Genomic DNA, 26,304 nt, shown 5'->3' with positions numbered 1-26,304 from the left:
GCGGTACGTAGGCAGTGTAAAAGTAAAGAAAAACTTAAGGCTAATTGGAAGGGCGGGAAACCATCTTTTACTGGAGTCGATCATGAAAAATCTGTCTATACCAAAATGGCTAATGACGATGCCATCCTTCGCTTTAAATACCTGACCCATAAAAAGGGATGTATGGGCGCTTATAATTTAGCAAGAGATGAAGAATACAGCGAAAATTTACTCGTTAGTGAAAAAGTGAAAATAGCCTTTGAAAGAGAAAAGGTAACGGGCGTTTGGCTTGTAAAACCGGAAGAGTTTTACCGACCTTTGTCGGAGTTACTTTAATAACGGGCGGCGTTCTTTCGTGGCTTCAAAACCGATATTTTCTGACCTGCGCTTGCTATTGTTATGCTATCCGAGTAAACGTGGGTCGGGCGCCTCGCACGACCCACATCAATACGCCAATTGCATCATGCTGCAAAATATTGCTCGAGCATGAGAAAAAAATAGTAACAACTCAGGTTGACGGTACAGGCTCTACTGTCTCGCTAAGCGCGGGTTTACATGTTGAGGTGCTGTTTTTTCAGTTGAGCGGTAAGGGTTGATATCCAATCCTCCGCGTCTGGTATAACGGCCTTGAATACTCAGTCGGTCTGGTTTGCAGTAGTTCATGATATCTACAAAAATCCGCTCGATGCACTGCTCATGAAACTCATTATGATTGCGAAAAGAAACCAGATATTTCAATAAACCCTCTCGATTGATTTTTCTGCCTTCGTAGGCGATCTGCACGCTGCCCCAGTCGGGTTGATTGGTTACAAGGCAATTGGATTTCAATAAATCAGAGTACAGCGTTTCCTGAACGTGACTTTCTTCAGTGCTAAGATAATCCGGCCTGACCAGATAGGCGTCACAGCTGATATCGAGGTCATCGAGGCACTCTCCAGTAAGGGTGGTTTGAATCTGAGTGAGCTCGTTGTCTTTCAACGACAATATTCTCACCTGTGCATCGCCCTGCAGACGTTTTGACAGATCCTGTTCTACCGTCCGTCTGATTTCCTCAGCATCTTTGAAGCGGGTGTTATTAAATGAGTTAAAGTAGAGCTTCAGGGATTTTGATTCTATCAGGTAAGGGGTGCTGCAATCATAGGTTATGACGGCAACTGCGACACAGGGCTTACCTTTTTCATTGAGCCAGGAGACTTCATAGTGATTCCAGCAGTCAAAACCAAAAAAGGGAAGCTGACCCTGAATACCAATTTCCTCGCGTTTGGATATCCGTGGAATGGGAAATAATCGGTCTGGGTTGTAACTGGTGTCGGTAGAGGAAACCTGTCCAAGTTCCGATTGTTCGGGGCTGGTATGATGTAATGTTTCGTTCATAAGTGGAGTCTCCTGAAAGGCCTTGATTTGACAAAACTTAATCCGCTGGCACGATCCGCTCCCTTCTCCCTCAAGAGAGAAGGGAGCGGATCCTCGACTTCATTCTTGCGCTTTATCAATATTCAATCCTGGCGCAGCAGCCTGGGTCGTACAGCTGTCTTTCCTGCGGAAGGGTAAATAGCGTGGCTGCCAGACCAAATCGGCAATCACCGCTTTTAGATCCGCATCGGCATGCCTTGTCGCCAGTTTTTCCTCAATAGCCGCGTTTGCGACAGCCAGGGCTATATGACTCGCGATAGACTGGGCATCATCCAGAGAAGGCAGAAGGGGAGCGAACTCGTGTTCTGTATCAGGGGTGCACTCGCTTAATGCCTGTGCCGCAGCCCAGATCATGCCCCGTGACAGGCGGCTGGCGTGCACCGCCAATACGCCCAGACCAATACCAGGAAACACCAGGGCGTTATTGCATTGGGCGATACGAATCGCTTGATTGTTATATTCTACCGCTTCAAATGCCGTTCCCGTTGCTATCAGGGCGCGTCCTTTGGTCCAGGCCAGAATATCCGCCGGGTGGGCTTCGCATTTTTCATCAGGATTGGACAAAGGGAAAATGATGGGGCGTTCACAGGATTCGTTCATGCGCTCGATAATGGCCTGAGTAAAAGCACCGGCCTGAGCAGAACATCCAATTAATATCGTTGGCTGTATGTGACGAATGGTCTCGAACAGCGATGGATTGCCGTTCACGGCGACAATCTCATCCGGCTGTCGTGCGTACATTCTCTGGGCGTCGGTTAAATTGCTGTCGGTATTCAGCAGGAGTCCATGCCGGTCTATCAGCCAGAAACGCTGCAAGGCCTCCTCTTTGCTTAAACCAAGGCGCATCATGGCATCGAGCAGCTGATCGCTGATGCCCGTGCCGGCAGAACCGGCGCCAAATACAAGGATTCGCTGCTCGGGCAGCGGTCTTCCCGTCTTTTTACAGGCCGCCAGTATCGCAGCAAGCGTAACAGCTCCTGTACCCTGAATGTCATCGTTAAATGTGCACAGCTGATCTTCGTATTTATCCAGCAGGCGCCTGGCGTTTTCGCGGCCAAAATCTTCCCAGTGCAAAAAAGCGTGAGGGAAATGGCGGCGGATGGCGTTGACAAACACATCGATAAATTTATCGTATTTCGCGGTTTCAATCCGGGGATGACGGCAACCCAGGTACAATGGATCCGCGAGCAGCTCGGTGTTGTTGGTGCCGACGTCCAGAAACACAGGCAGCGTGCGCGATGGATCAATGCCGCCACAGAGGCTGTATACCATCAGCTTGGCCACCGGAATATCCATGCCGCCAATACCCTGATCTCCAATGCCCAGAACCCCTTCACCATCGGTGACCACGATCACATCGATATCCGGGTTGGAACGATTCATCACGATGGCTTCGATGTGTTCGATATCAGTATGGGCAATGTATAGTCCACGTGGCTGGCGGTATTCGTGACTGAATCGTTTGACGGCAGTGCCTACAATTGGTGTATATATGGTGGGCAGCATTTCCGCGAGATGGCAGCTCAGCAGCTTGTAAAACAGGATCTGGTTTTTATCATGCAGGTTATTAAGATAAATGTTCTGCTGTATACGGGTTTTATAGCTGGCGTATTGCAGATAGGCACGCTGCACCTGCTCTTCCAGCGTTTCAACACGATGTGGCAGCTTGCCCAGCAAACCAAAGGCCAGGCGTTCCTCCTGCGTAAAGGCCGTGCTTTTATTCAGCTGAGGCAGGGTAAGCAGGGGTTTGCCTGTAATGGATGTTTCCACGTACAGTTCACCACTTTGTGGGTCACGAATAATATTGAAATCCAGCATGAATAACTCAGAGTCGGGAAAAGCATGCTCCAGGATAGCAAATATAAGCTGTTTTTTCAATGAAAGCTGTGCAAAACTATGATACAATGACGCTCTTTTGTTCGCGCTTCGCTCATATTATTCCAATTTGAGTTAGTTCTTGTAGCTATCGGGGCTCGGATGCACTTTTAAGGAATCTATTATGACGATCACGTTTTCAGATCTAGGTCTGGGCGAACCCATTGTAAAAGCCGTGAGCGAGCAAGGCTATCAACATCCGACCCCCATCCAGGAAAAAGCCATTCCAGTGGTGTTGCGCGGGAATGATCTGCTGGCCTCAGCCCAGACAGGAACCGGAAAAACAGCCGGATTTACCTTGCCCATCTTACACAGACTGACCGGCAGGGAGCGGGCAAAAAATAACAGCGCCCATGTCTTAATCCTGACACCAACCCGTGAACTGGCGGCCCAGATTCAGGAAAGCATCGTTCAGTACAGTAAATACCTTCCCATACGTTCTACCGTTGTTTTTGGCGGTGTAAAAATAAATCCTCAAATGATGGCTCTGCGTTCTGGCGTGGAAATTCTAGTGGCTACACCGGGGCGTTTAATGGACTTGTTTCAGCAGAACGCCATTCGCCTTGACCAGATCAGCATGCTGGTTCTTGACGAGGCCGATCGTATGCTGGACATGGGTTTTATTCACGATATTAAAAGAATTCTCGCCAAACTGCCTAAAAATCGCCAGAACCTGCTGTTTTCGGCCACATTTTCAGATGAAATCCGCAAGCTGGCAAAAGAGCTGCTGGTTAATCCCGTTGAAGTGGATGTAGCACCTCGTAACACCACGGCTGTGAAAGTTGATCAACTGGTTCATCCAGTCGATAAGTCGCGAAAGGCGGCACTGCTGAGTCACTTGATTCGTGAAAAAAGCTGGCATCAGGCTCTGGTTTTTGCACGCACCAAGCACGGAGCCAATAAATTGGTGAAGCTGCTGCTGCAGGATAAAATTGATGCCATGGCTATTCACGGCAACAAAAGTCAGGCGCAACGCACCAAGGCACTGGCTGACTTTAAATCAGGAAAAATTCAGATTCTGGTTGCAACAGATATTGCAGCACGTGGAATTGATATTGATCAATTACCACTCGTCGTTAATTTTGACCTGCCGAATGTGCCGGAGGATTACGTGCATCGTATTGGACGGACAGCGCGCGCCGGAGCCGCAGGCAAAGCCATCTCTCTGGTATGCGCTGACGAAGCAAAACAGTTGCAGGATATTGAGCGACTGATTAAAAATCGTATCAAACGAGAGGAAGTTGACGATTTTGAACCCAGCCACCATGTTCCTGTTACCAGCAGCACCAGCAACACGCACCGGCGTCATAACGCGCCCAGACCTCGACGCCCAGAACAGGCGTCAGCACGACCCGCGCGAAGAAGTGCTCGTTAAATTGCCATAGGCCGGGCCGGGTCCAATCCGCAAGGCCCGGCCTGCACAAACGCTTCTGATCTGCTGATAGCACTCTCTCCCCGACAATGATACTATCTCCGGGTTTATTTCCAACACCACGAGGCAGGTGATGATTAAGTATTTTCTTTCGGGGCTGTTTATCCTGGGGCTGGTATCCTGTACCCCTCATGATGAACAGTATTACCGTACCCATCCAGATCAGTTACAGCAAGCCATAAAAAACTGCCCGGCACAACAGCCCACCGGTATCAGCTGCACGCAGCTTGCTTCGGCCGCGAGAAGTCTGAATCAGCTCGCCCTGGAGTTACAGCTTAGCCCTCAGGCATTTGGCAAAAAAATCATTGCTCTGCAAACCACGCTGAGCGAAGAACAGGCAAAAACAGCGCCAAATCCCGACCTGCTGAAATCTACGCAACAGGAATTACAGCAACGACTGGCTGTCATTAAATGGTTAACCTCACCAACGAGCTAAAACAATGAAAATATTGGTTAGTAATGATGATGGCGTAATGGCGCCAGGCATCCAGGCACTTGCCAGAGAACTGGAAAAAATTGCCGATGTAACGGTCGTTGCACCAGACAGAAACCGCAGCGGCGCCAGCAACTCCCTGACGCTGACAAGTCCTTTGAGTATCAGGCAAATGGACGCTGGACACTATGCCGTTGAAGGTACGCCAACGGACTGCGTCCATCTCGCCTTGACTGGTTTTTTGGAGCCAGGCTTCGACATGGTGGTTTCCGGCATTAATCACGGGGCTAATCTGGGGGATGACATTCTTTATTCCGGCACGGTGGCTGCCGCCATGGAGGGGCGTCACCTCGGGTTGCCGTCGATAGCCTTGTCCATGGTTGGTGAAAATAAAATCAACCATTACGAAACCGGCGCCATCATTGCGCGACAGCTGGTTCTGAAACTGCGTGCCAACCTGCTGCCCTTGCAGACCATTCTGAATGTTAATATTCCCGATGTTCCCTTTGAACAGATAAAAGGCATGGAAGTCACGCGCCTCGGAACACGCCACAGTGCCGAACCTACCATTAAGGATCACGATCCACGTGGCCGGCCTATTTACTGGATTGGTCCACCAGGCCAGGAAGCCGATGCCGGACCCGGCACCGATTTTTTTGCCATCAGCCGTGGTTGTGTTTCCATTACACCATTGAATCTTGATATGACTCACTACAAGGTTTTTGATCAACTTTCCACTTGGGTCAAGGACATTGATCCGGTGTTTTTTCAGGGAAATGGATGATGCGTTTTATCTGTCTATGTGTGTTGATTCTGTCGATTACGGCCTGCGGCGGGCGCAACACGCCGGCACCGGTGGTCGAGTTGAAATGGCATCCTGTGAGCAATCATCAATCCGTGCATCGAGTGCAGCGCGGAGAGACGCTGTTTGCCATTGCCTTCCGTTATGACAAGGATTTCCGGCAACTTGCCGCCTGGAATCACCTGCGCAGTCCCTATGCACTACGAGTGGGACAAATAATCCGCATCCCGCCACGGGCTCGTGCACGTTATTACACCCCAGTCAGCAAGCCGCGTACAAACAGTCGAACCCGGCCTTCAGCCCATACGGCACCTGTACCGAGAGCCCGGTTCACACCGTTTTACCGTTCAAAGGGATCATGGCAATGGCCAGCCAGAGGACGGGTTGTTTCTGGATTTGTTCCCCAGCAGGGAAAAAAAGGCATGGATATTGCTGGTAAGAAAGGTAATAAGGTTTATGCTTCGGCTGCGGGTGTGGTCGCTTATGCTGGAAATGGTCTCAGTGGTTATGGAAATTTGATTATAATAAAACATAATGGACAATTTCTAACGGCTTATGGCAACAACTCCGTCAATCGGGTAAAAGAGGGGCAGGCTGTTAAGGCGGGTCAGATTATTGCCGATATGGGCGTTATGGACAGAAAGTTCTGGGGCGTTCATTTTGAGATTAGAAAAGCCGGGCAGCCGGTCAATCCGGCGGATTATTTACCTAAATAATATGCTTTGAACACGAAAGGTGAAATCATGCAGACAGACGACGAGTTAGCTAACAAACCAGTGATGTCAGGCAGTGATTGGGAAGAGCCCGAGGAAGACGTGTTGCCGCTCGAAGATGACGCAGCGGATGTAGATATGGCCCTGGACGCAGGGATTGATGCCGATGACGAGCCTGACTTTAGTGATGAAGAGGCTTTTCCAACGTATCAGCGAGGCAGGCAGGGCGCAAAAGTTATGGACGCCACACAACTGTATCTCGGTGAAATCGGATTTTCACCTTTGCTTTCTGCGCAGGAGGAGGTTCATTACGCGAGGCTGGCCTTAAAAGGCGATGCGGCTGCGCGCAGGAAAATGATTGAGTCCAATCTTCGTCTCGTAGTAAAAATTTCGCGCAGATACCTCAACAGAGGCCTGCCCCTGCTTGATTTGATTGAAGAGGGCAATCTCGGCCTGATGAAATCCGTCGAGAAATTTGATCCGGACAGAGGGTTCCGCTTCTCAACCTATGCCACCTGGTGGATCAGGCAAACCATCGAACGCGCCATCATGAATCAGACGCGAACCATTCGTCTGCCCATTCATGTTGTGAAAGAATTAAATGTTTATTTGCGTGCAGCCAGACATCTGACTCAAAAACTGGATCATGAGCCATCACCGGAAGAAATAGCTGACATGCTGGACAAGCCATTGGAAGACGTACGTAAGCTGCTCGGGCTGAACGACAAAGTGGCGTCTATTGATACGCCTGTAGGTTATGACGAAAACAAATCTCTGCTCGATACCATCGCCGACGAGAACAGCATGAATCCAGCCGAATTGCTGACGGACGAGGATTTGTGCAATCAGATCGAATCTCTTCTGGACAAACTGACAGAAAACCAGCAGCAGGTTATTGCCAGACGCTTTGGTTTACGCGGGTTTGAGCGTGCCACCCTCGAGGACGTGGGCAAGGAAATTGACCTGACGCGCGAGCGCGTCCGCCAGATCCAGGTTGAAGCACTCAAAACACTGCGCGGCCTGCTGGAGCGTGTGGGACTGAAGCAGGAAGATCTGTTTTAGACAGACTGGGCCAAGGCCCAACAATTGACCTGAGTGCCAGCTCCATGTTGGGCCAAGGCCCAACCTACGGTATATGAGAAACATTCTGGGCCGGGGTCCAGTCTATGATTTTATAAGTAGGTTGGGCCTCGGCCCAACAATTAGCCTGAGTGCCAGCTCCATGTTGGGCCAAGGCCCAACCTACGGTATATGAGAAACATTCTGGGCCGGGGTCCAGTCTATGATTTTATCAGTAGGTTGGGCCTCGGCCCAACAATTAGCCTGGGTGCCAGCTCCATGTTGGGCCAAGGCCCAACCTACGGTATATTAGAAATATTTTGATTTTTATTGGTTCAATTCGGCCTGAATTGGAGTCGTATGTGCAGAGCATCTTCAGCTGCGGCACTCGATTCAAGTACATCTGGGTGCTGTGCATAAAGCACAGCACGCAGGCAAGTAAGACTGTTTTCGTACTCAGAATTTAGATGCGCTTGCCCTCTGGGATACTCGAAGCAGCATAGCTTGAGGTAGCAGATAACGAGTTTACTTCAAGCTTAATAATAGCCGCTAATTTTCGGCCAGTTACACCCATAGTCTTTAAATACTCTGACAACGCCCTGGGCGATTTGCACATGGAAATAATCCGCTCCCGCACTTCAGCAGTTTTGTCCTGTTTTGGATTTGATGTATTTTCAGTTGTCCTGGAATCACCTGTCCCGGCAATTCACCCGTTTTAACCTGGGTCGGTGTACGTTTTGGATCATCGTATACTTCCGTGCTGTCGCAGTACTTTGCATCGCCCGTCAGGATGGTTTTGCTCTTGGAACTTTAGTGCCACCAGCGTTTAATGGCCTGCCAGATGACAAAGCTTACCGCGTCCGTCAGAAGTTCCGCAATTGTTTCGCCCATGTCTGCTCCATTTCCTTTGTTGGCATCCCTGAATAACCCGTGACAATACGCAAGACGTTCATCCCTATCGTCTTGTTTAAAAAATGTATCTTGATTTTTGGATTAATTAACCTGGCTGATTGTCAGGATCTGTTACCAATTCATCAAGAAGGGTGCTGGCACCCAGTCGAAACCAGCTTTTGTCAGGTTCTTGCCGTAGAACTTCACACGCCATATTCATATAAAGATGCGCCTGCTCTGCGGTGCGGATTCCTCCGGATAATTTGATCCCGCAATGACGGGATCCTTCATCCTGAATTGCCCGCAGCATACTATAGGCTGCCAGGGGCGTAGCACCTGTAGCTATCTTACCGGTTGAGGTTTTCAGGAAATCACAGCCAATCTGAATCAGCTCACGGCTTAACTCATACACGGAGTCGGCTGAAGGAAATGCACCGGTCTCCATAATGACTTTAAACAGCATATTGCCCTGTTGTGCCATCATATATGCAGCACGACAATGCTCGATTGCTTCAGGTTGTCTGCCTTGCAGCCAGAGCGACCATGGAAACACGTAGTCAATTTCTTCCGCCTGCTTACTTTCAATAATGCGTTCGATAGCGTGGAGAACTGTACTGATATCCTGATTGCCACCGGGAAAGTTTACTACGGTAGCCCGTCGGTACCCTTGATTGGCTGGAAAATATGGAAGGTGCTGTGGATACACACAGATGGCAGCCACCGGATACTGCCTGCTCTTATCGAGCAGGCCGGTTAACGCAGACTCGCTGGCAGACTCGTCAAGCAGAGTCAAATCCATCAGGGATATGATCTGCCTGGCAGACCAGAGCCGGGGCTTCATCTGATCAAGCAGCGTCCCGTAGTCTGCGTCGAGCTTCATTTCAGTTCCAATACAAAGGCTTTGACCAGCTGGCTGAGTCTTGTCGCGGCCAGACCGGCTGTTTCAACAACCGAATCATGACTGTGGCTGGTGCTGGCCAGTCCGGTTGCGTAATTGGTGATGGTGGCGATGACGGCAACCTTCATCCCGCAATGATTTGCTACCAGAACTTCCGGGACAGTTGACATGCCGACAGCATCGGCACCCCACATACGAAACGCATTAATTTCAGCGGCTGTTTCGTAGTTGGGGCCAGAAACGGCAAGGTAAACCCCCTGATGCAGAGAGATATTTTCCTGATGAGCGGCTTTCAGAAGCGCTTTACGCAGGCTTTTATCGTAAGCGTTGTCGAGAGGGACAAAGCGCGGACCAAATTCGTCGTCATTGGGGCCAATCAGAGGATTACTGCCTTGCATATTGATGTGATCGGTTATCATCATCAACTCACCCGGGCCGACTTCTTCACGCAGCGAACCAGACGCATTGGTTGCCAGAAAATATTCACAACCAAGCAGGCGCAGGGTTCGAACGTAGGTTTTAACCAGCTCATGGCTGGCACCTTCGTAAACGTGCGCGCGGCCTTGCAGACAGATTACGGGAACACCGCCAAGATAACCAAGAATCAGGTTGCCACGATGTCCCTGTACTGTCATATGTGGGAAGCCTGGCAAATCGTCGTAACTGATGACCAGAGGATTTTCCAGCAGCTCAGCAAAACCTCCCAGACCGGAGCCGAGTACGATGCCTATGGTTGGTTTAAACGACGGTAAGCGTTGCTTGATATATGTACTTGCCTGGTGAGCCAGCGTATTGCCTGTTTGAGTCATCTTGTGTCCAGTATGTTAGATTAAAAAATTTTAATTTATGAATTTTTTGGGGCAAAATATACGCATTATTTAACAAGGTTACAAGCCTGAATTTTCAGGGGAGGAGGTGGCGGGGATTGAAATTGGGGATTCCTGGGGGATTGGGGTGTTGAAGCTTGTCAGTTTGTCTGACATTCGTTTTTTGTAGTCTTCATTTTCGGTGCAGTTGCTGATGGCGTATTGGTAGATTGGCAGGCTGCGTCCGAGGTATTGCTGGATCGCGGGGGCGTGTTTTGGGCAGCCGAGAACAAAGGTTGCTTCGATATTGTTCAGCAGGGTGCTGATGACGTCGCAGACGGGGCTGCGGTTTTCGTTGCGCTTACTGATGATGGTGTTGAAGTTAAATTCATCGATAAAACGTAACAGCCTTTCTCTATACTCAATGTTGATAAGCTCGTCCGCTTTCATGAATGCCAGGAACAGGCATTCATAAGCTGTGTGTAAGGATGGATGTGGGAACAGGGGATTTCCACCCTTCAAGGCCAGATTTGCCAGTCGCTCCAGTTGCTGCGATGAGGCTGCCTTGATGCTGGCAAGGGTTACTTCGACCGGATCGCAGGGTTTGGCACCCAGGTTACCAAAAAAACCAAGCAGACCAGAGCGTCTGGTTTCCACTTGTTTTAATGCCTTTTCCAACAGCTCTGCGCCGCCGGGGTTTGTTGGAAAAACAGTCTGCGAATAAATAAACGCATCGCGATAATTCAAAAGATTATCAAGCGTTGTGCGTTCAGGATAGACTGGCAGCTCCCTTTTTATGGCTTCGACATAGGCCAAAATCATGGGTGAATACTGCGTTAGGTTGTCGGGATGAAGAAGGGCGTCGATGTGGCGAACCAGTGGCGAATAAATTTCCAGATATCGCTTTTCATCCTGTTTCGCTTGAAGCAAGGCCTGTCTGTCTTCATCGGCATTACCTTGCGCGTTTGTGAAGGTCGCGAGTGCTGTTCGATAATAATCCAAAGACAAGGCCAGTTCGATGTCGTCTCTCTTTGCCTCGGCCGGAATCATCTGGAATGGTTCGACTGCGACATTGTTGGGAACAGCTGAATATTGCAGGCGACTGTGAATACAATGTAGATGGGGTTTCAGGGGAGAGGAAAAACGATCGTGTGCCTTCTGAACGCCTTTGAGCATTCTGTCCGCATCATCAACAAAGACGAAGCGACTAACCCATTCAGGCAACCGGAGCAAAAGAAGGTGATACAGTGCGCCTTTATTTTTGAAACCAAGGTTTTTCTCGATGGATCCCTCAACTGCGGCAAGTTGATTTCCTTCCCGGCTGATGTTGGTCAATGCCGGTGATTCAGGGATATGATCACTTATGTGAAAAATCTGCAGGTGCATATCTGCCGTGAGCTCAACTGTATTCGGAAACTGCTGGCGCAGTATGTTTTTTGTTTTTTGAAGAAGATCAATCTGGACGGGCTGTATGTCGTCGGGTCCCTGATAATAAATATCATCAGGCGTTAAATAATATCGCCCAGATGCAGGAACCCCGTTGATTGCCTGGAGTTCGTCTTCGCTGCAGTGAATCAGTAGTCTGGCCTCGTATGGGGCAGCTATCGCTCTGATTTGCCGGGAAAATTCCCTGAACGCGATGCCGGGTTCGACGCCTTCTATGTTTAATAAATCCCGGAAAGCGTCGGTAGTTATCAGTTCAGGGGAAGCTCCGGTATTGGTTCTTTGGGCAAACTGTTCTTCCATGAATTGATTTTCAGCTTCAACATAGCTAAGTGCCAGATCTTTTTTAGTCCAGACCAAATCGGCAGGCGTAATGACGCCATGAACGGTAAACCCACGGTCTTGCAGGTGACGGATTCCTGCTTCGCGATCCAGAACATTTCGATAATTCAGCTCAAAGTTAGATAAAATATAAACATCACGAATCCCTTTTTCCCACAGGGCATCGAGCAAGGCGTCGTTAAAGTTAAGCTCATTGGCCTGGCCAAATTTTAACGTGCCGTCGAAATCCAGCAGGGCGCAGGGACGCTGCCCATGATGATTTACCAGTGGGGTGTCTGCCAACACGGGTTCAACGTCAGTGGCTGCCTGCTCACGGCATTGTAAATACTGTCGGAAGGATAAGGGGCTCATGCCTGCAATAGTCCAGCCCGGCTGTTTCACCGGACTGTAAGTATTAAGGTCGATGCCGGCTTCATGCGCCTGCTGGTCTATCTTCTTAATCAGTCTGTCCAGTCGATATTTCCATTCAAAACGCAGGCTATCAGGTGATAGTTTATCCAGACAGAACCGCGCTGCGTGAGCAAAATGGCTGGCCGTCACCAGATCGTGAGGAATCTCTTCCTGACTGTCCTTTTTGAACACTGGGGCATCGGGATTGGACAGGCAGTGTGCCAGCCAGAAGAGTGCAATCGGATTGCCATAGCTGGCAAGGCTTATCAATGCGTCTTGCTGGCTTTTGAGATCGTTTTCGATGTCACTTCGCAGGCGCAGATTGTTTCGGCGGCGAGTGACAGAAGGATAGGTACGGGAAGACAGTAGCTGATTTTGCAGAATCTTTAGATTTTCTTCGATTTGACGGAGGGTTTGCAGGTCTGCTTCGCTGCAGGGGCTTTCCAGCATGGCCAGTTGATTATTAGCGTTCAGAGAGTGAACCAGTGTGTATAAATCCAGTAGTTTTGTCACGGCCAGTTCGTAACCCGGTCTGTCATTTTTTTCTATGGCTGTATACAGGGTGGCAAACGCCTGGTATTCCCGCTTCATCAGCTGATGGACCATGGGCGTCAGCATCGTCTGGGGAATGGTATTGAGACTGCTGAGCATGTTGTCGTAATTCCGGGCGTTATGCACGATGAACGGAATGCAATGATGGTTGCAGACTCTAATGAAGGAGGCGAGAAAGTCCTGGGCATCATCAATCAGGCATGCCTGTCTGATAGCAGGGTTATCTTCCAGAAACAGATCCATTAGTAACCCTTTGTCCCCATCATCGATATTCGTTTTCGAGCTGTATTTCTCCTGAGTAGACAATCGCGCTGCTTCATGAATCAGTCTGTCAATTAAAATCAGTACGGCAGCGCTGTCATCCCATGTCTGCAGGATGCATTCGATAGCACCCCGGATAACCGTTCCCGGCTGCCTGTGCAAAGCATCTTCGAGCAGAATTTTGAATTCCTCCGCACGGACGTTTTTTAATGTATGCGTATCATTAAAGAGAATATGTGTGAGGGGTAAATAGACTTCCTGATAATAACTTCCAGCCTTGTAGCGGCCTTCGTTGTTCTGGTAGTTTACATCGGCACTGGTTAAAACACCGTCAATGAGCTTCCTTTCGTTCAGCAGGGCAAATAGAGCAACGCGATCAGTCTGATTGGCCAGTCTAAGCAGATCCATGCTGGAGAATATATAGATTTTTACGGCGGGATCTGCCTGCCTGATGGCCTGCAGTTGTTGAATCAGGGAATGGTTTACCAGAGACTGGTTGCCATGCAGCAGGGTTCCATCCACATCGACAAAAATACAATTTGAATTTTTTTGTGATGGGCTGGATGAGCTGCCAGGTTGAGGCTGGCTAATCGCTCGGTCAAATATATTGTCGTAGAGTCTTCGCAGCGTGGGTGTATCCATTTGCCTTTTGCCAGACTTCATATCGTTCGTCAGAGAAGAAAAGACGTCACTGCTGGTGGCTGCCATGGACAAGCTCCTGAAATTTATTCGCTGTATTATAGGTGATCAAAAAGTTTTTTTAAAGACCCATCATTGTTCTGCCCCGAGCATAGTATATTGTTAAAAATAATTCTTAATGATTCAAAAACAGTCATTTCATGTTCTATACTAGACAAGGAGCAAACAATCAAATGGAACTGATATGTCAATAATCAACTTGAAACGCTGTATAGCAGGGATTTTTTCGGGGCTGATTTTTTGCATGCCCATTATGAGCTATGCCAATACCTTTATTTTTAATCCCAAAACACACAGCTACGTAGCGATTGACAACAACGGCCGTGTTGTCAAGAGCGGACGGGCTTCAGGTGGGCGCTCTTACTGTCCGGACATTGGCCGTTCCTGCCGCACACCCAGTGGTTCCTACACCATCCAATCCATGCGTGGTGCCGGTTGTCGTTCGTCTCGTTTCCCTGTAGGGCGAGGTGGCTCACCGATGCCGTATTGTAGTTTCTTCAGTAAATACTATGCTGTGCATGGTTCGTACGAAGTACCTAACTACAATGCCAGCCATGGCTGTATCCGTGTAGTACCTTCCGATGCTCAATGGCTGCAACGTAATTTTTTCAGAGTCGGCACTCGAGTAATCGTTAAACCATATTGATTATTCCAACACCCACCCGTCTGCGGTGGGTGTTTATATCTCGGTCGTAAATTCCTTAAACATGGAAACAACCGTGCTTATGGCGCGTACATTTTTACTTTCATAGCGATAAATCAGACAAACTTCGTATTCGCAGGATGGCAGGTCTAAGACCGGTTTGAGTCTGTTCTCATACAACGATTGCGCAAAACACGAAGGGAGGATAGCGATACCGCACCCTGCTGCGGCCATGTTGGCGAGTACATCCAGATTATTGGCCGTAACAACCCGGGCAACAGGCACGCCGGTTTTTTTGAGTCGGCGTAACAGGCCTTGAGCCTGCGGCATATTGGGTTCGCACAGGATAATCGCTTTACCTGAATCAATGCGCTGAATGTCCCTTTCTCCTTCACCAACCCAAAAACTCATCTGCGTGTTGCCGGCTGGATGAATGATCAAATCGTGATGCGGTATGGGGTTGTTTACCACACCTACATCGATAATCGAGTTGATGACCCGCTCACTTGTTTTCAGTGAGCTTTGAAATTTAAAGTCAAGTTTCAGCTGCGGATGCCTCTCCAGAATCCGCATGAACAGCGGTATCAGATACTGTGCTGCTGCCGAACGGCAGCCTATGGTGACCGTTCCCTGCACTTCCTCATGACTTGCCCTTGCGCTGCGCAGGGTATTGTTCCAGTGCTGCAGTAAGGGATCAACCTGACTTAGCAAATGCTCCCCGGCCTGGGTCAGGGTAACCCCGTGTTTATGACGCACGAACAGCTGGGTGTTCATCGTCTGCTCGAGACGCTTAATGGCAAGGCTGATAGAGGGCTGGCTGACGCCCAGACGCTCAGACGCACGAGAGAGATTCAGGCAGCCAGCCACCTCATAAAAATAAGTCAGCTCGGCGGGAGAGGGAAGCATAAATTTCTCCTATCACACTAATATTGTATTTATATTATACATTTGCATTCGTCCATTATAGGCTGTCTTCACCCCGATTAACATGAGTAACATGATGATTTCAGGACGAAAAAAAGTGGTTATTATTGGCGCAGGAGCAGCGGGTCTGTTTGCTGCGAGGGCTCTGAAAAAGCAAGGGATAGATTGTTTGATCCTGGAGCGGGAAGCGCATGCCGGCGGTAAATGTCATACCTGGAGTGATCCGGATATGCCATTGATAAAAACCGAACTGGGCGCTGCCTTGCTGGCACCTAATTATGGTGTGGTGCTGGACGCAGTTCATGAGAAAGGGCTCGCTTTTGAGGAGTCGCTGTCCACCGCCAGAGGAACCATTCCGATGTTTCAGCACATGGACGCGTTATCCTGGCCAGAAAAACTGACATTTACCGCGCGACTGACGTTGCAATGGAGTCGGTTTACCTCTGCCGTCCGGTCTTATCATCAGGCGAGGAATAATCAACAGCCTTTGCCGGAACAGTTCGAAACGCCGTTCACCGAATACGCCAGTCAGAACGGCATGGAGCTGATCTGTGACCTCGTCAGGCCGCTTGTTTCTGGTTTTGGTTATGGGGCAATGGAAGATATTCCGGCGTATTGCGTGATGGAATACATGGGCCTTGGTACCTTACCCGCCATGGCTGCCGGGCCTGTTCTGGGGAAATCCGCCCTGATTGGTATCCGTGGTGGATTCCAGCATTTGATGGAGCGCATCGCCGAAGATTTTCGTATTGTTTACTCAGCCAGAATACAGCATATCGAGCGCTCATCAGAAGGGGTTAACGTGACTTACTGTCTGGGCGAAGAGTCCTGTCTTGTGGAGGCTGACGCTCTCGTGCTGGCGATTCCGCCAATGCAGTGGTCGCGCCTTGGCATGCGTTTGACCGATGTTGAGCAGGCCTGTGTCGATGCCGTGTCTTATTATCGTTACCCGGTTGCCGTCTGCCGAATGGCGGGACTGCCTCCCGAGCATCAGTTTGTGCCAGAGGCGCTGGAAAAAGGGGGCGAGGGGCATCTGGCATTAATCACCACCCGGGATAACCGTCATGATCCCGATGGTGGTCGCCTGGCAACCGCCTATATCAATCTACCCCCGGGTGATAACGCATTTACTCTTGATAAAAAAACAGCCGAACGCCGATTATTAAAAGAGGAGCTGCGTAATCGGGATGGTGTGCAGCGGGTTAAAATTGTGCATACAAAAATATGGGAAGATTATATGCCCACCTTGCCCTGGAGCCACAGATTACGGCTTGAAGCCCGGCAGATGCACCCAGATACAGCAACTTTGTATGTTGGAGCCTGTCCCCTGGGTGGGTTTGAGGACGTTCGCTGTGTAGCGGATCAGGCCACCCGTGCGGTTGAGCGTTATATGTCGGGTCTGAAACCTGTCGCAAAGAGTCGCTTTTCCTACGCGGGAAAAGAATTATCCCGCGCGTATGGATTCTTTTTTTCGATTCCGAGGGTTCAGCCCATGGCTGACGCTGAACTTAACGACGCTGAGGCTTCATTATCACTGTCGTCATGATCCTCGTGCCTGACAGCAGGCTGTCTCTGGCTGAAGAAAAACTGGATGCGCTGCCGCGATGCCATCCCGCGATGCACCACATTTTCTGTTTTCTCCTGTTCATTTCCTGTAGGAGGAAACAGAACCTGGCCGAAATGAGGATGCTCCCCGGTGTGGCGGTGATACAGGCGTACACCAGGCTGGTCTTCACTGCTGTGACCACAGATTTTGGGAGAAAATACAGGCAAATCGTTATCGTCGGTATCTTCAAATACCGACATTTTATGACCGTGATTCACCTGTGCATAAGAAGACTTATCATAAGAAAACCAGCCACGTTTATGAAAAAAGCGCTGCAGACGCAAATGCCAGGACTCATGCAGAGAGGCATAGTGCGCAAGTACGGGATCGTCCTTTGGCGCGTAAAGAGCGCGCATCAGTTTCCCTGACCTGACCACTGAGTAGTCTCTGTTATCCCTGGGTAAGTTACTGAAATGTCCTGCCGTGTCCAGCTGCCAGCGTGTTCCCCACAGCCCAAACACGATGAGGGGCCGCAGCAGAAAGCCCAGAATGCCGCCGACAAAGGGCAGTTTGTGGACATATGACACGGCAACGTTGGTGGTAGACGAAAAGGTTTTTGACAGATACGTTCCTGCCAGCTCTATGCCGCGGGAATGATAATACGATGCCACATGGCTGGCGATACTGCCGCCGAGGGACACGCCATGCAGTCCTATTTTGTGATAAGGAATACCCTGTTGTTTATTCAGGCGTTCAACCTGAGCAATTCCGGCATCAATCAGATCCTGTGCAAATGTCACCTGACCTGTGCTTCGCAAAATCCCGGGGTAATTGAACTGCACCGCTTTAACGGCTTTTCCTTCGTCAGCCCAGGCTTTCAAATCGCCTGCAATGACATGATTGTTTTCTTCATAACAGCCACTGTTGCCATTAAAATAGAGGACATGCAGAGCATTTTCATCTCTGTCTACGCCATTGCTGGCTTCTACGCCATCCAGAACGACACCATGCTTCACGCGAACCTTGAACGGCTTAAATTGAAAGCCTTCGTTTTCAGAATGAAAGGCACGTAATAAACGATGGTGTCTGCCGAGAACGGGGCCAAGGTAGATTCGGCCATCCCGGTGAATTTTTGGCGATTGCAGGCCTGCCGGAAAAATCAGCGTAGCCAGTGTTTTGGTGACCGCCTGAGCTTCGGTGCGATAGTGAGGGTTACCACGGTTAGCGACCACGGCAATCGCATTACCGAGGATAAATTTGCTGATAACACTGTCGAGAATAAACGTGCGGGTCAGCCATTTTAATCCGGCGTTGAGCAGGGAGAAGGGGGTTAGTATGATTTCCAGCCAGGTTTTGGGATGCGCTTTGTGTTCGTAGGTGCCTTTGGGCAGGGTTTCGGTTTCAAGGTTTTTATGCAGCCATTTTTTCGCTTCCTTAAATCCGAACCAGGAGAGCAGGGTGCCTGTTGCACCCGCACCCAAAGCAATCCCAAGCGCAACACCCAGACCAAGCGTCACGCCGCCGCTGAACACAGCCGACGCCACAATTGCTGCAACATATAAACCGAAAGCAACACTGCCTATAATCAAGCCAATTGTTTGTCTACGTCTTATTGAGCGTTCATTGTGTTTTTTTATGGAGTCTGACAGGAGGGCAATGGAAAGATGGTGGCGGTTGAGGCTTTTTTCGTTTAAAAGGGACCATCTCCCCGTCTGATCATCGGCGAACTGAATCCGGTACAGACCTGCATTTGTCCGACGAATTTTTAAAAACAGAGCCGGTTCGCCGCTCTCTGGGTCTAACTGGTCACCATATACCTGAAGCTCTTGCCGGGCTGATTTTTCAAACCACGCATCAAGGATAAGTTTAATTTCACTGTAATGGTACATAGCACGCTCAGAAGGAATTTTTTGCGATTGTAAATCATTAAGGTCTAAAAAACCACAGAATGCATTTATTTGCTCTAGACATGTGTTGTCAGTCGTCGAATGTTTATATGGTACTGGAATCAGGTGTTTGCTTCGGGTTACAGTAAGAGTTGATTCACTTCATAATTTTAAGGGACTAAATAATGAAAAAAACAGTACAGTTAATAGCCGGTTCTCTTTTGGCCATGAGCGCATTTGCGACTGCCCCCGTGGATCCAACCAGCCAGAAAATTGTCGATTTGAATACGCAGATTCAGGCACAGCTGAAACAAATGAACGATAACCAGCAAAAACAATTGAGTGCCTTGAGTGCACAACTGCAGCAACAAATCCAGCAGGTTCAAACGACGCTGCAGGCGCAAATGCAAAAACTGAATCAACAGTCGCAGGAACAGTTAAAGCAGCTGCAGACAACTCTTGAAGCGGAAATCAAGCAGCTTCAGGGGCAGATGACTCCAGCCAAGGGTTGATTATCGGACAGTGCCCCGGATTACGGCTACGCCTAATCCGGGCTACAATTTGGGGTACAATTTGGGTAACGGATCGTAGCCCGGATTAGGCGTAGCCGTAATCCGGGATGGTGCCTCGAAAACCTAACCTTTTTTAACCTGCTGATAAATTTTCTGTATCAACTCACCCACCTTATCGTTTTCGGAGTTTGTCGCGCTGTTGTACAGGGTCACAATGATGATGTTACTGGCTGGCGAGTACATATAGACAGCCCGGTAGCCCAGGGTCTTGCCTTCATAAAACCAATACGTTCCCATCACCTCGTCGTAACCCTGGCTGATACCCAGAGCAAAGGCTTTGGGATCGCTTTTATCCGTCTGCCTGATGGGCTTGCCTGTTGTCAGTGAGATCATGCTTTGCATGGTTTTTTTCTCTTCAGCGGTTAACAGCCGGTCCTTAACAAATAACTCATCAACCCAGCTCAGCACATCACCACTGTTTGCGACGATTGCGCCCGCTGCACCGGCCCAGCTGAGATTATTTTTCGTCACATCCTGCCCTAATAACTCGGGGTTGTCATACACATTCCATGAATAGCCATGGGCCATGCGGGCCAAAACGGACTCTGGATAATCAGGAACCGGATAGAAGGTATTTTTTAAGCCCAGCGGCGTAATAATTTTATCTGTCAGCAGTTTTTTAAACGGTTCCTTGTAAATATCACAGAGAATCATATCCAGCAGGATATAACCGGTATTACTGTAAAAATAACCATCCATAAGGGGCGGGTTGTGTTGCTGGGAGTAAACCAGATTAACTAATTGCTGCGGCTTCCAGAATTGCGTCAGGTTTTTGCTGAACAGATAATTGATGGTGGGAGCATTGGAGTAATTGGGTATACCGGTACTCATGTCAAGCAGCCCCGCCAGGGTCAGGCCTGCCCAGTGAGGATATTGCTTCAGGTAATCACCAACCGTTTTTTTCAATGACAGTCTGCCTTCGCTGTCTGCTTTGATAACCAGCGTCGATGTAAAGGATTTGGTGATACTGCCAATGTCGAAGAGATCATCCGAGGTTAAGGGAGGACTGTCAGGATCAAGAGAACGGGTGCCGGCTGTGTAATGAGTAACCTTGTCGCCAACCTTAACGGAAACCTGAATGGCGGAAAAATGCTCCTGCTGCGCGTATTTCTTCAAATGACTGTTGATTAAATCCTGAACCGGATCAGCGAAGGTGCTGGCGGATGATAAAAAAAGAAGGCTGACCAAGGTACGTTTTAACATAGCTGCTCCGGATAATCCTTTCCAAAAACAGTACGTTAGCATGTATCCCTGTCAGCACTCAACAGGATTTTCAGGAGCGCCCAGAGCGGTTTATCATGCTGCATGCCGCCTGATCGGTGGGGAATATAGTCATTTCAGCGATATCAACATGGGGCGGGCGGGTCAGGCAGTAATGAACGGCGTCTGCGATGTCTTCGGCCAGCAAAGGATTAAAATCCTGATAAAACGCGTTAGCCCGCTCTTCGTCACTCCAGCGTACTTTACTGAACTCGGTTTCCACTGCACCGGGAGCAATCTCTGTAACCCGGATATTTTTCCCGGCCAGATCCATGCGCATGGATTTGGTAATGGCTCTGACGGCATGTTTCGTTGCGGAGTACACATTGCCATTGGGATAGCAGTCCTGACCAGCGACGGATCCAATATTAACCACATGACCGGAATGCCGTTCCAGCATGCCTGGCAGAACCTGACGAGATACATACAGCAGGCCTTTCAGGTTGGTGTCAATCATCGTATCCCACTGCTCAGGTCGTCCCTGCTGCAGCGGATCGGTAGACAATGCCAGCCCGGCATTGTTGATCAGCGCATCAATGGCGTTCCAGTCGGCAGGCAGGCCGTCTATGGTGTGTGCTACAGCCTCCCTGTCACTCACATCCAGCAAGCGTGTCAGACAATCTGTACCATGTGATTTTTTCAGCGCATCAGCCAGTTCATTCAGGCGATCCAGCCGTCTTGCCGTGAGAATTAAACGTGCGCCATCCGCTGCAAGCCGCTTTGCGCAGGCCTCGCCAATACCGCTTGACGCTCCGGTAATCAGGATAATTTTGTTTTTCAGGCTGCTTGTCATGTTGCCTCTCTTATATTCAGGATGGCAAGCGTTGCCATCCTGAATCATGCTGCCTTGTTAGATAATCAAGAGATACAGCGCGCCTGGTCCGCGTAATACCTGAACCAGCAGTTGTTGCTTTTGCTGTGCCGCTATTGCCTGCAGCGACTTGACTGATTTCACTTCCTGCTTGTTGGCACCAACGATGATATCGCCAGGACGTAAACCCGCTCTCCAGCCTGCGCTGTTTTCAGAAGCACCTACTACCTGAACGCCAATCACATTGCCATGCATGGGCGATTCCTGCTCAAAGTTTTTCAGAGCAAGACCATACAGAAATGGGTTGACGGATTGCAGTTGCTGTTCGTGTTTCTTGATGTCCGTTACCACGGCATTCAGGGTCATTTCCTTGCCGTCGCGCTGGATGGTAATTTTAGCATCGCTGCCAACACGCAGCAGGCTGATGGTGATTTTAACCTGTGTCGCCTGGGTAATGTTGGTATTGTTGATCTTCGTGATGATATCACCGGCTTTCAATCCGGCTTTCTCAGCAGGTGAATCTTCGTTGACCTGAGCGACCAGAGCACCCTGAAAATCTTCTGGATACCCCATGGCCTGAGCCAGTTCAGGTGTTAAATGCTGTACAAAAATACCCATCAGACCGCGATGAATGGAGCCAAATTTAACCAGCTGCTGCACTACGTCTTTAGCCATGTTAATGGGAATGGCAAAGCCTATGCCTACGTTTCCACCGTAAGGTGAAATAATGGCCGTGTTTATTCCGATTAGCTCGCCTTTGGTGTTGATCAGGGCACCGCCTGAGTTACCTGGGTTAATGGCTGCGTCGGTCTGGATAAAGTTTTCTACGCCTTCGATGTTCAGATCGCTGCGTTTCAGGGCGCTGATAATACCGAACGTGGCAGACTGGCCGTTGCCGAAACTGTTTAAGCCGAAGGGGTTGCCAATGGCCACAACAAAATCACCCACCTGAGCACTGTCCGAATCGCCAATCGGCAGACTTTTAAGATTGTTGGCATCGATTTTTAATACCGCCACATCCGTCTCGCTGTCGCCGCCTATCAGTTTGGCTTTTAATCGACGGCCATCATTCAGTGTAATCGTAATCAGGTTGGCATTTCGAACAACGTGATCATTGGTTAAAATTAATCCGTTTTTAGGGTCGATGATGACGCCGGAGCCCATGCTTTGGAATTTTTTGGGTTTTTCAGCGGGCGGTTGCTGGTCGCCGCTGTTATTTCCGCTGTTATCATCATCAACAGGGGCTAATATGACGCCCTGCACGGCCACGTTAACAATGGCTGGCATTGTTCGCTTTAAAACTGGTGCCAGAGTTTCAAGGGTCTGTGTGTCTTGTGCGCAGGCCATTCCTGCCAGAAAAAGCATGGCAAAACCGGTTATTATTTTTCGAAGTCTGTTAGGCATAGATTAATCCTGATTTGTAGGGTTGAACCAGATAAGAGTCGCTATTCTACCTGTTTGCACGTCACGGCGCCATGAATAGTAATCAGATTTCTTTTCAAAAGTGCACTCCAGTGACGGATACACAGCGCCAAGACCCAGCTCCAGCAGCACGTTTTTTGCCATACCCGGTAAATCAAGAAGCCACTTACCATCACGTGCCTTAAAATACGGATCAGAGAACTCCCAGGCGTTTAGATAGGCATCACGCACGTCATCGCCTACCTCGTAACAGGCGCCGCAGATGGCGGGGCCAATCCATGCCATCAGTTCGTCACGCGGGCTTTCCATCATGGCGAGCGTGTTTTCGATAATGCCATTCGCCAGACCGCGCCAGCCAGCGTGTATGGCGGCCACTTCATTGCCCTGTTCATTGCAAATCACAATGGGCAGGCAGTCCGCTGTCATAATAGCCAGAACGGTGTCAGCTTTCCGGGTGACCGCGGCATCGGCGTTGCGGTTACTGTCCTGCTCAACCAGCACACAGAGGTTGGTGTGTGTCTGATTCAGCCATTCGGGCTCACCAGGCAGCTGTAAAGATTCCACCAGTGCCTGACGGTTGGTCTGAACGTGCTCAGGGTTATCATTCACATGAAGGGCAAGGTTATTGCCGTCAAAGGGCGGAAGGCTGGCACCCGGGTAACGACGGGTGCTGAGGGCATGAACAGAGGGTGGGGCAGGCCATTCAGAATGTAGAAAGGGCATGATGTTGTTCCAGTGCGTCAATAAGGTGTTGAAAATCATCCGGTAAAGGCGCTTCAAATGTCAAGAGATCATGAGTTTCCGGATGATGGAAGGCCAGTGTTTTGGCATGCAGAGCCTGGCGTTTGAACTGGCGCAGAGTAAGCAACAGATCGTCACTGGCATTTTCGGGAAAGCGGGTTCGTCCACCGTATAGCGGATCACCGACTACGGGGTGGTTAATGTGCGCCATGTGCACACGGATTTGATGGGTTCTGCCGGTTAGCAGTTTTACATCCAGCAGGGTGTAGGTTTGATATTGTCTGCGAATGGAATAGTGGGTTATGGCTTCGCGCCCTTGTTGGCATACGGCCATTTTCAGGCGGTTGCGGGGATGACGGCCATAGCAGGTCTCGATCTCTCCGCCGACGATCAAATGTCCCTGAACCAGGGTGATGTAATTACGCTGGATGCTTCGCTCCTGCATTTGCCGTATCAGGCTGGTATGGGAGGGCAGCGTTTTGGCAATAACCAGCAGCCCTGTTGTTTCTTTATCAAGACGATGAACAATGCCGGCTCTGGGCAACTGCCCGAGGGATGGCGCGTGGTAAAGCAAGGCGTTGACCAGTGTATGCTGAGCATTGCCGGCTCCCGGGTGCACGACCAGCCCGGAGGGTTTGTTGATGACCATCACATGATCGTCTTCGAAAATGATATCCAGGGGAATATTTTCAGCAACGCAGTGTTCAACTTTGTTCTCGAGCGCGTCAAAATCAACACTGACCTGTATGATCTGACCGGCAGATACTTTTTCTTTTGGCTTTAGAATACGATTATCAACGCTGATCTTTCCCTCTTTGAGCCAGGCGGTCAGCTGCGAACGGGAAAACCGGGGTATCAATTGCGCTAAAACGGCATCTACGCGTAAACCGTGTAAATCCACGGGGATGACGAGTGGGGTATTGTCAGTCAAGCGGAATCCTCAAAAAAAAGGCCCGGTCGAACCCGGGCGCAATACGGGGTTATGCCGGGCAGGCATCGGCTACAAGGCGCGCTCGCAGAGAGTTGGGCTGCGCGTCGCTGATGTCAACCAGTATGAATTTTCCGATCAATTCAGCCGGACCTTCGAAGTTGACAACGCGATTACATTCGGTTCGTCCTGCCAGCTGCTGTGCGTCTTTTTTGGATGTGCCGGTTACCAGAATGCGCTGCCTGGTGCCTACCAGTGCCTGGCTGTAACGTGCTGCATTGGTGAGCAGGCGATTCTGCAGAATCTGCAGTCGCTGTTTTTTAACGTCCATCGGCGTTTCATCAGGCAAGTTAGCCGCAGGAGTTCCGGGACGCGGGCTGTAGATAAAGCTGAACGAGGTATCAAAGCCCATTTCATGAACCATATCCATCGTGTCTTGAAAGTCTTTATCCGTTTCGCCAGGAAAGCCAACGATAATGTCTGTGGACAGGCGAATATCAGGGCGAACCTTCAGCAGTTTGCGGATTTTTGATTTAAACTCCAGGCCGGTATAACCGCGTTTCATCAGCGACAGGATACGGTCTGATCCGCTTTGCACCGGAAGGTGCAGGTGATTGGCAAGTTCAGGTACTTCGGCAAAGGCGTTGATCAGATTATCTGAAAAGGCCAGCGGATGTGACGTCGTGAACCGTATGCGACCAATTCCTTCTATGGCGGCGACATAATGAATGAGCAAAGCCAGATCTGCGGTGTCGCCGTTTTCCATGCGACCACGGTAATCATTTACGTTTTGCCCAAGAAGATTAATTTCGCGCACTCCCTGGCTGGCCAGTCTGTAGCATTCAACCAGTACGTCGTCAAAAGGACGGCTGATTTCCTCACCGCGAGTGTAGGGCACAACGCAGTAACTGCAGTATTTGCTGCAGCCTTCCATAATGGAAACAAAGGCAACCGGGCCTTCGGCACGCGGAGCGGGGAGGTGATCGAATTTCTCGATTTCAGGGAAGCTGATATCGACTACCGGCTTTTTCGATGTCATGCGCTCTTCAAGCATGGCGGGCAGGCGATGCAGGGTCTGCGGTCCAAATACCAGATCGACATAAGGCGCGCGTTTGATGATATCACCGCCTTCCTGGCTGGCAACGCAGCCGCCAACACCAATAATCACATGTGGATTTTTTTTCTTATATTCCCGCCATTGCCCTAACTGGGAAAACACCTTGTCCTGAGCTTTTTCGCGGATGGAACAGGTGTTCAGCAGGATAACATCGGCATCTTCAAGCGTATCAGTTTTTTCCATGCCATGAGATTGCAGCAAAACATCAGCCATTTTGGATGAGTCGTACTCATTCATCTGGCAGCCATTCGTTTTAATATAGAGTTTTTTAGTCATTTATTTTTCCACATGATGACACTGGTTTTAAGGCAGAATACAGGATATGGTGCCGAGAATAACCGGGGCACTCAAAATACTCAATCAGATATTATAAAATCAAACGGAAAATAATATCATCCGGGCGACAGCTTGTCTATTATAAGGGCATGTTGCCGGCTCCATTCTGAACCGTGACCGTCAGGGAGCG

General features: G+C 49.6%; 22 protein-coding genes. 9 read left to right on the top strand and 13 right to left on the bottom strand.

The window, feature by feature from the left end:
• On the top strand, window positions 1-315 hold a 315-nt coding region (locus ACQUTA_RS04475; RefSeq protein WP_444986998.1), incomplete at its 5' end, for a hypothetical protein.
• Between the two features lie 192 nt (window positions 316-507).
• Here ACQUTA_RS04475 and queF read toward each other — a convergent pair.
• Both queF and ACQUTA_RS04465 read right to left on the bottom strand, forming a co-directional pair.
• Entirely contained in the window at window positions 508-1,353 is an 846-nt protein-coding gene (queF, locus tag ACQUTA_RS04470; protein WP_444986997.1) for an NADPH-dependent 7-cyano-7-deazaguanine reductase QueF, read from the bottom strand.
• 99 nt (window positions 1,354-1,452) lie between these two features.
• On the bottom strand, window positions 1,453-3,210 hold the full coding sequence (locus ACQUTA_RS04465) for an NAD-dependent malic enzyme (protein ID WP_444987009.1): 1,758 nt from the start codon (window positions 3,208-3,210) through the stop codon (window positions 1,453-1,455).
• A 187-nt stretch (window positions 3,211-3,397) separates the two neighbouring features.
• On the opposite strand from ACQUTA_RS04465, the gene ACQUTA_RS04460 reads away from it, so the two are divergent.
• The 5 genes from ACQUTA_RS04460 (at window position 3,398) to rpoS (ending at window position 7,709) form a co-directional block, all read left to right on the top strand.
• A complete protein-coding gene (locus ACQUTA_RS04460) occupies window positions 3,398-4,642 on the top strand; it encodes a DEAD/DEAH box helicase (protein WP_444987008.1) in 1,245 nt (414 codons plus the stop codon).
• Window positions 4,643-4,772: 130 nt separating this feature from the next.
• Complete coding sequence (locus ACQUTA_RS04455) at window positions 4,773-5,135, top strand: hypothetical protein (protein ID WP_444986996.1); 363 nt, start codon at window positions 4,773-4,775, stop codon at window positions 5,133-5,135.
• A 4-nt stretch (window positions 5,136-5,139) separates the two neighbouring features.
• A complete protein-coding gene (surE, locus tag ACQUTA_RS04450; protein WP_444986995.1) occupies window positions 5,140-5,916 on the top strand; it encodes a 5'/3'-nucleotidase SurE in 777 nt (258 codons plus the stop codon).
• Window positions 5,913-6,650, top strand: coding sequence for a peptidoglycan DD-metalloendopeptidase family protein (locus ACQUTA_RS04445; protein WP_444986994.1), 738 nt, complete (start codon window positions 5,913-5,915; stop codon window positions 6,648-6,650). The genes surE and ACQUTA_RS04445 overlap by 4 nt, the downstream gene beginning before the upstream one ends.
• 27 nt (window positions 6,651-6,677) lie before the next feature.
• Window positions 6,678-7,709 (top strand): RNA polymerase sigma factor RpoS, encoded by a 1,032-nt coding sequence (rpoS, locus tag ACQUTA_RS04440; RefSeq protein ID WP_444986993.1) that lies wholly within the window; start codon window positions 6,678-6,680, stop codon window positions 7,707-7,709.
• A gap of 994 nt (window positions 7,710-8,703) precedes the next feature.
• Here the strand turns inward: rpoS and deoC are convergent.
• The 3 genes from deoC to ACQUTA_RS04425 form a co-directional block, all read right to left on the bottom strand.
• On the bottom strand, window positions 8,704-9,477 hold the full coding sequence (gene deoC, locus ACQUTA_RS04435) for a 2-deoxyribose-5-phosphate aldolase (RefSeq protein WP_444986992.1): 774 nt from the start codon (window positions 9,475-9,477) through the stop codon (window positions 8,704-8,706).
• Window positions 9,474-10,304, bottom strand: coding sequence for a purine-nucleoside phosphorylase (locus ACQUTA_RS04430; RefSeq protein ID WP_444986991.1), 831 nt, complete (start codon window positions 10,302-10,304; stop codon window positions 9,474-9,476). Before ACQUTA_RS04430 ends, deoC begins: the two co-directional genes overlap by 4 nt.
• Window positions 10,305-10,382: 78 nt before the next feature.
• Window positions 10,383-13,997 (bottom strand): hypothetical protein, encoded by a 3,615-nt coding sequence (locus ACQUTA_RS04425; RefSeq protein WP_444986990.1) that lies wholly within the window; start codon window positions 13,995-13,997, stop codon window positions 10,383-10,385.
• A 235-nt stretch (window positions 13,998-14,232) separates the two neighbouring features.
• Here ACQUTA_RS04425 and ACQUTA_RS04420 point away from each other — a divergent pair, with 235 nt between their 5' ends.
• Window positions 14,233-14,634 carry a L,D-transpeptidase gene (locus tag ACQUTA_RS04420; RefSeq protein ID WP_444987007.1) on the top strand — a complete coding sequence of 134 codons (402 nt, stop codon included), beginning with the start codon at window positions 14,233-14,235 and terminating at the stop codon, window positions 14,632-14,634.
• A gap of 33 nt (window positions 14,635-14,667) precedes the next feature.
• Here ACQUTA_RS04420 and ACQUTA_RS04415 read toward each other — a convergent pair whose 3' ends face one another.
• Complete coding sequence (locus tag ACQUTA_RS04415) at window positions 14,668-15,537, bottom strand: LysR family transcriptional regulator (RefSeq protein WP_444986989.1); 870 nt, start codon at window positions 15,535-15,537, stop codon at window positions 14,668-14,670.
• A 91-nt stretch (window positions 15,538-15,628) separates the two neighbouring features.
• On the opposite strand from ACQUTA_RS04415, the gene ACQUTA_RS04410 reads away from it, so the two are divergent.
• Complete coding sequence (locus ACQUTA_RS04410; protein ID WP_444986988.1) at window positions 15,629-17,101, top strand: FAD-dependent oxidoreductase; 1,473 nt, start codon at window positions 15,629-15,631, stop codon at window positions 17,099-17,101.
• Here ACQUTA_RS04410 and ACQUTA_RS04405 read toward each other — a convergent pair.
• Complete coding sequence (locus ACQUTA_RS04405; protein WP_444986987.1) at window positions 17,041-18,990, bottom strand: hypothetical protein; 1,950 nt, start codon at window positions 18,988-18,990, stop codon at window positions 17,041-17,043. The genes ACQUTA_RS04410 and ACQUTA_RS04405 overlap by 61 nt on opposite strands.
• Window positions 18,991-19,172: 182 nt before the next feature.
• Here ACQUTA_RS04405 and ACQUTA_RS04400 point away from each other — a divergent pair, with 182 nt between their 5' ends.
• On the top strand, window positions 19,173-19,499 hold the full coding sequence (locus ACQUTA_RS04400; protein ID WP_444986986.1) for a hypothetical protein: 327 nt from the start codon (window positions 19,173-19,175) through the stop codon (window positions 19,497-19,499).
• A 123-nt stretch (window positions 19,500-19,622) separates the two neighbouring features.
• Here the strand turns inward: ACQUTA_RS04400 and ACQUTA_RS04395 are convergent, their stop codons facing one another.
• The 6 genes from ACQUTA_RS04395 to miaB form a co-directional block, all read right to left on the bottom strand.
• Window positions 19,623-20,762 carry a serine hydrolase domain-containing protein gene (locus ACQUTA_RS04395; RefSeq protein WP_444986985.1) on the bottom strand — a complete coding sequence of 380 codons (1,140 nt, stop codon included), beginning with the start codon at window positions 20,760-20,762 and terminating at the stop codon, window positions 19,623-19,625.
• Window positions 20,763-20,832: 70 nt separating this feature from the next.
• Window positions 20,833-21,612: an SDR family NAD(P)-dependent oxidoreductase gene (locus ACQUTA_RS04390; RefSeq protein ID WP_444986984.1), complete on the bottom strand. Its 780-nt coding sequence runs from the start codon at window positions 21,610-21,612 to the stop codon at window positions 20,833-20,835.
• Window positions 21,613-21,669: 57 nt separating this feature from the next.
• Window positions 21,670-22,995, bottom strand: coding sequence for a Do family serine endopeptidase (locus ACQUTA_RS04385; RefSeq protein ID WP_444987006.1), 1,326 nt, complete (start codon window positions 22,993-22,995; stop codon window positions 21,670-21,672).
• A gap of 42 nt (window positions 22,996-23,037) precedes the next feature.
• Window positions 23,038-23,775 (bottom strand): peptidoglycan editing factor PgeF, encoded by a 738-nt coding sequence (gene pgeF, locus ACQUTA_RS04380; protein WP_444986983.1) that lies wholly within the window; start codon window positions 23,773-23,775, stop codon window positions 23,038-23,040.
• Window positions 23,756-24,724 (bottom strand): 23S rRNA pseudouridine(1911/1915/1917) synthase RluD, encoded by a 969-nt coding sequence (gene rluD, locus ACQUTA_RS04375; protein ID WP_444986982.1) that lies wholly within the window; start codon window positions 24,722-24,724, stop codon window positions 23,756-23,758. The genes pgeF and rluD overlap by 20 nt, the downstream gene beginning before the upstream one ends.
• Window positions 24,725-24,773: 49 nt before the next feature.
• Window positions 24,774-26,114, bottom strand: coding sequence for a tRNA (N6-isopentenyl adenosine(37)-C2)-methylthiotransferase MiaB (gene miaB, locus ACQUTA_RS04370; RefSeq protein ID WP_444986981.1), 1,341 nt, complete (start codon window positions 26,112-26,114; stop codon window positions 24,774-24,776).
• Between the last annotated feature and the right edge of the window lie 190 nt (window positions 26,115-26,304).

It is taken from the genome of Legionella navarrensis, assembly GCF_052527415.1.
This window is presented reverse-complemented; position numbering and strand designations above follow the sequence as displayed.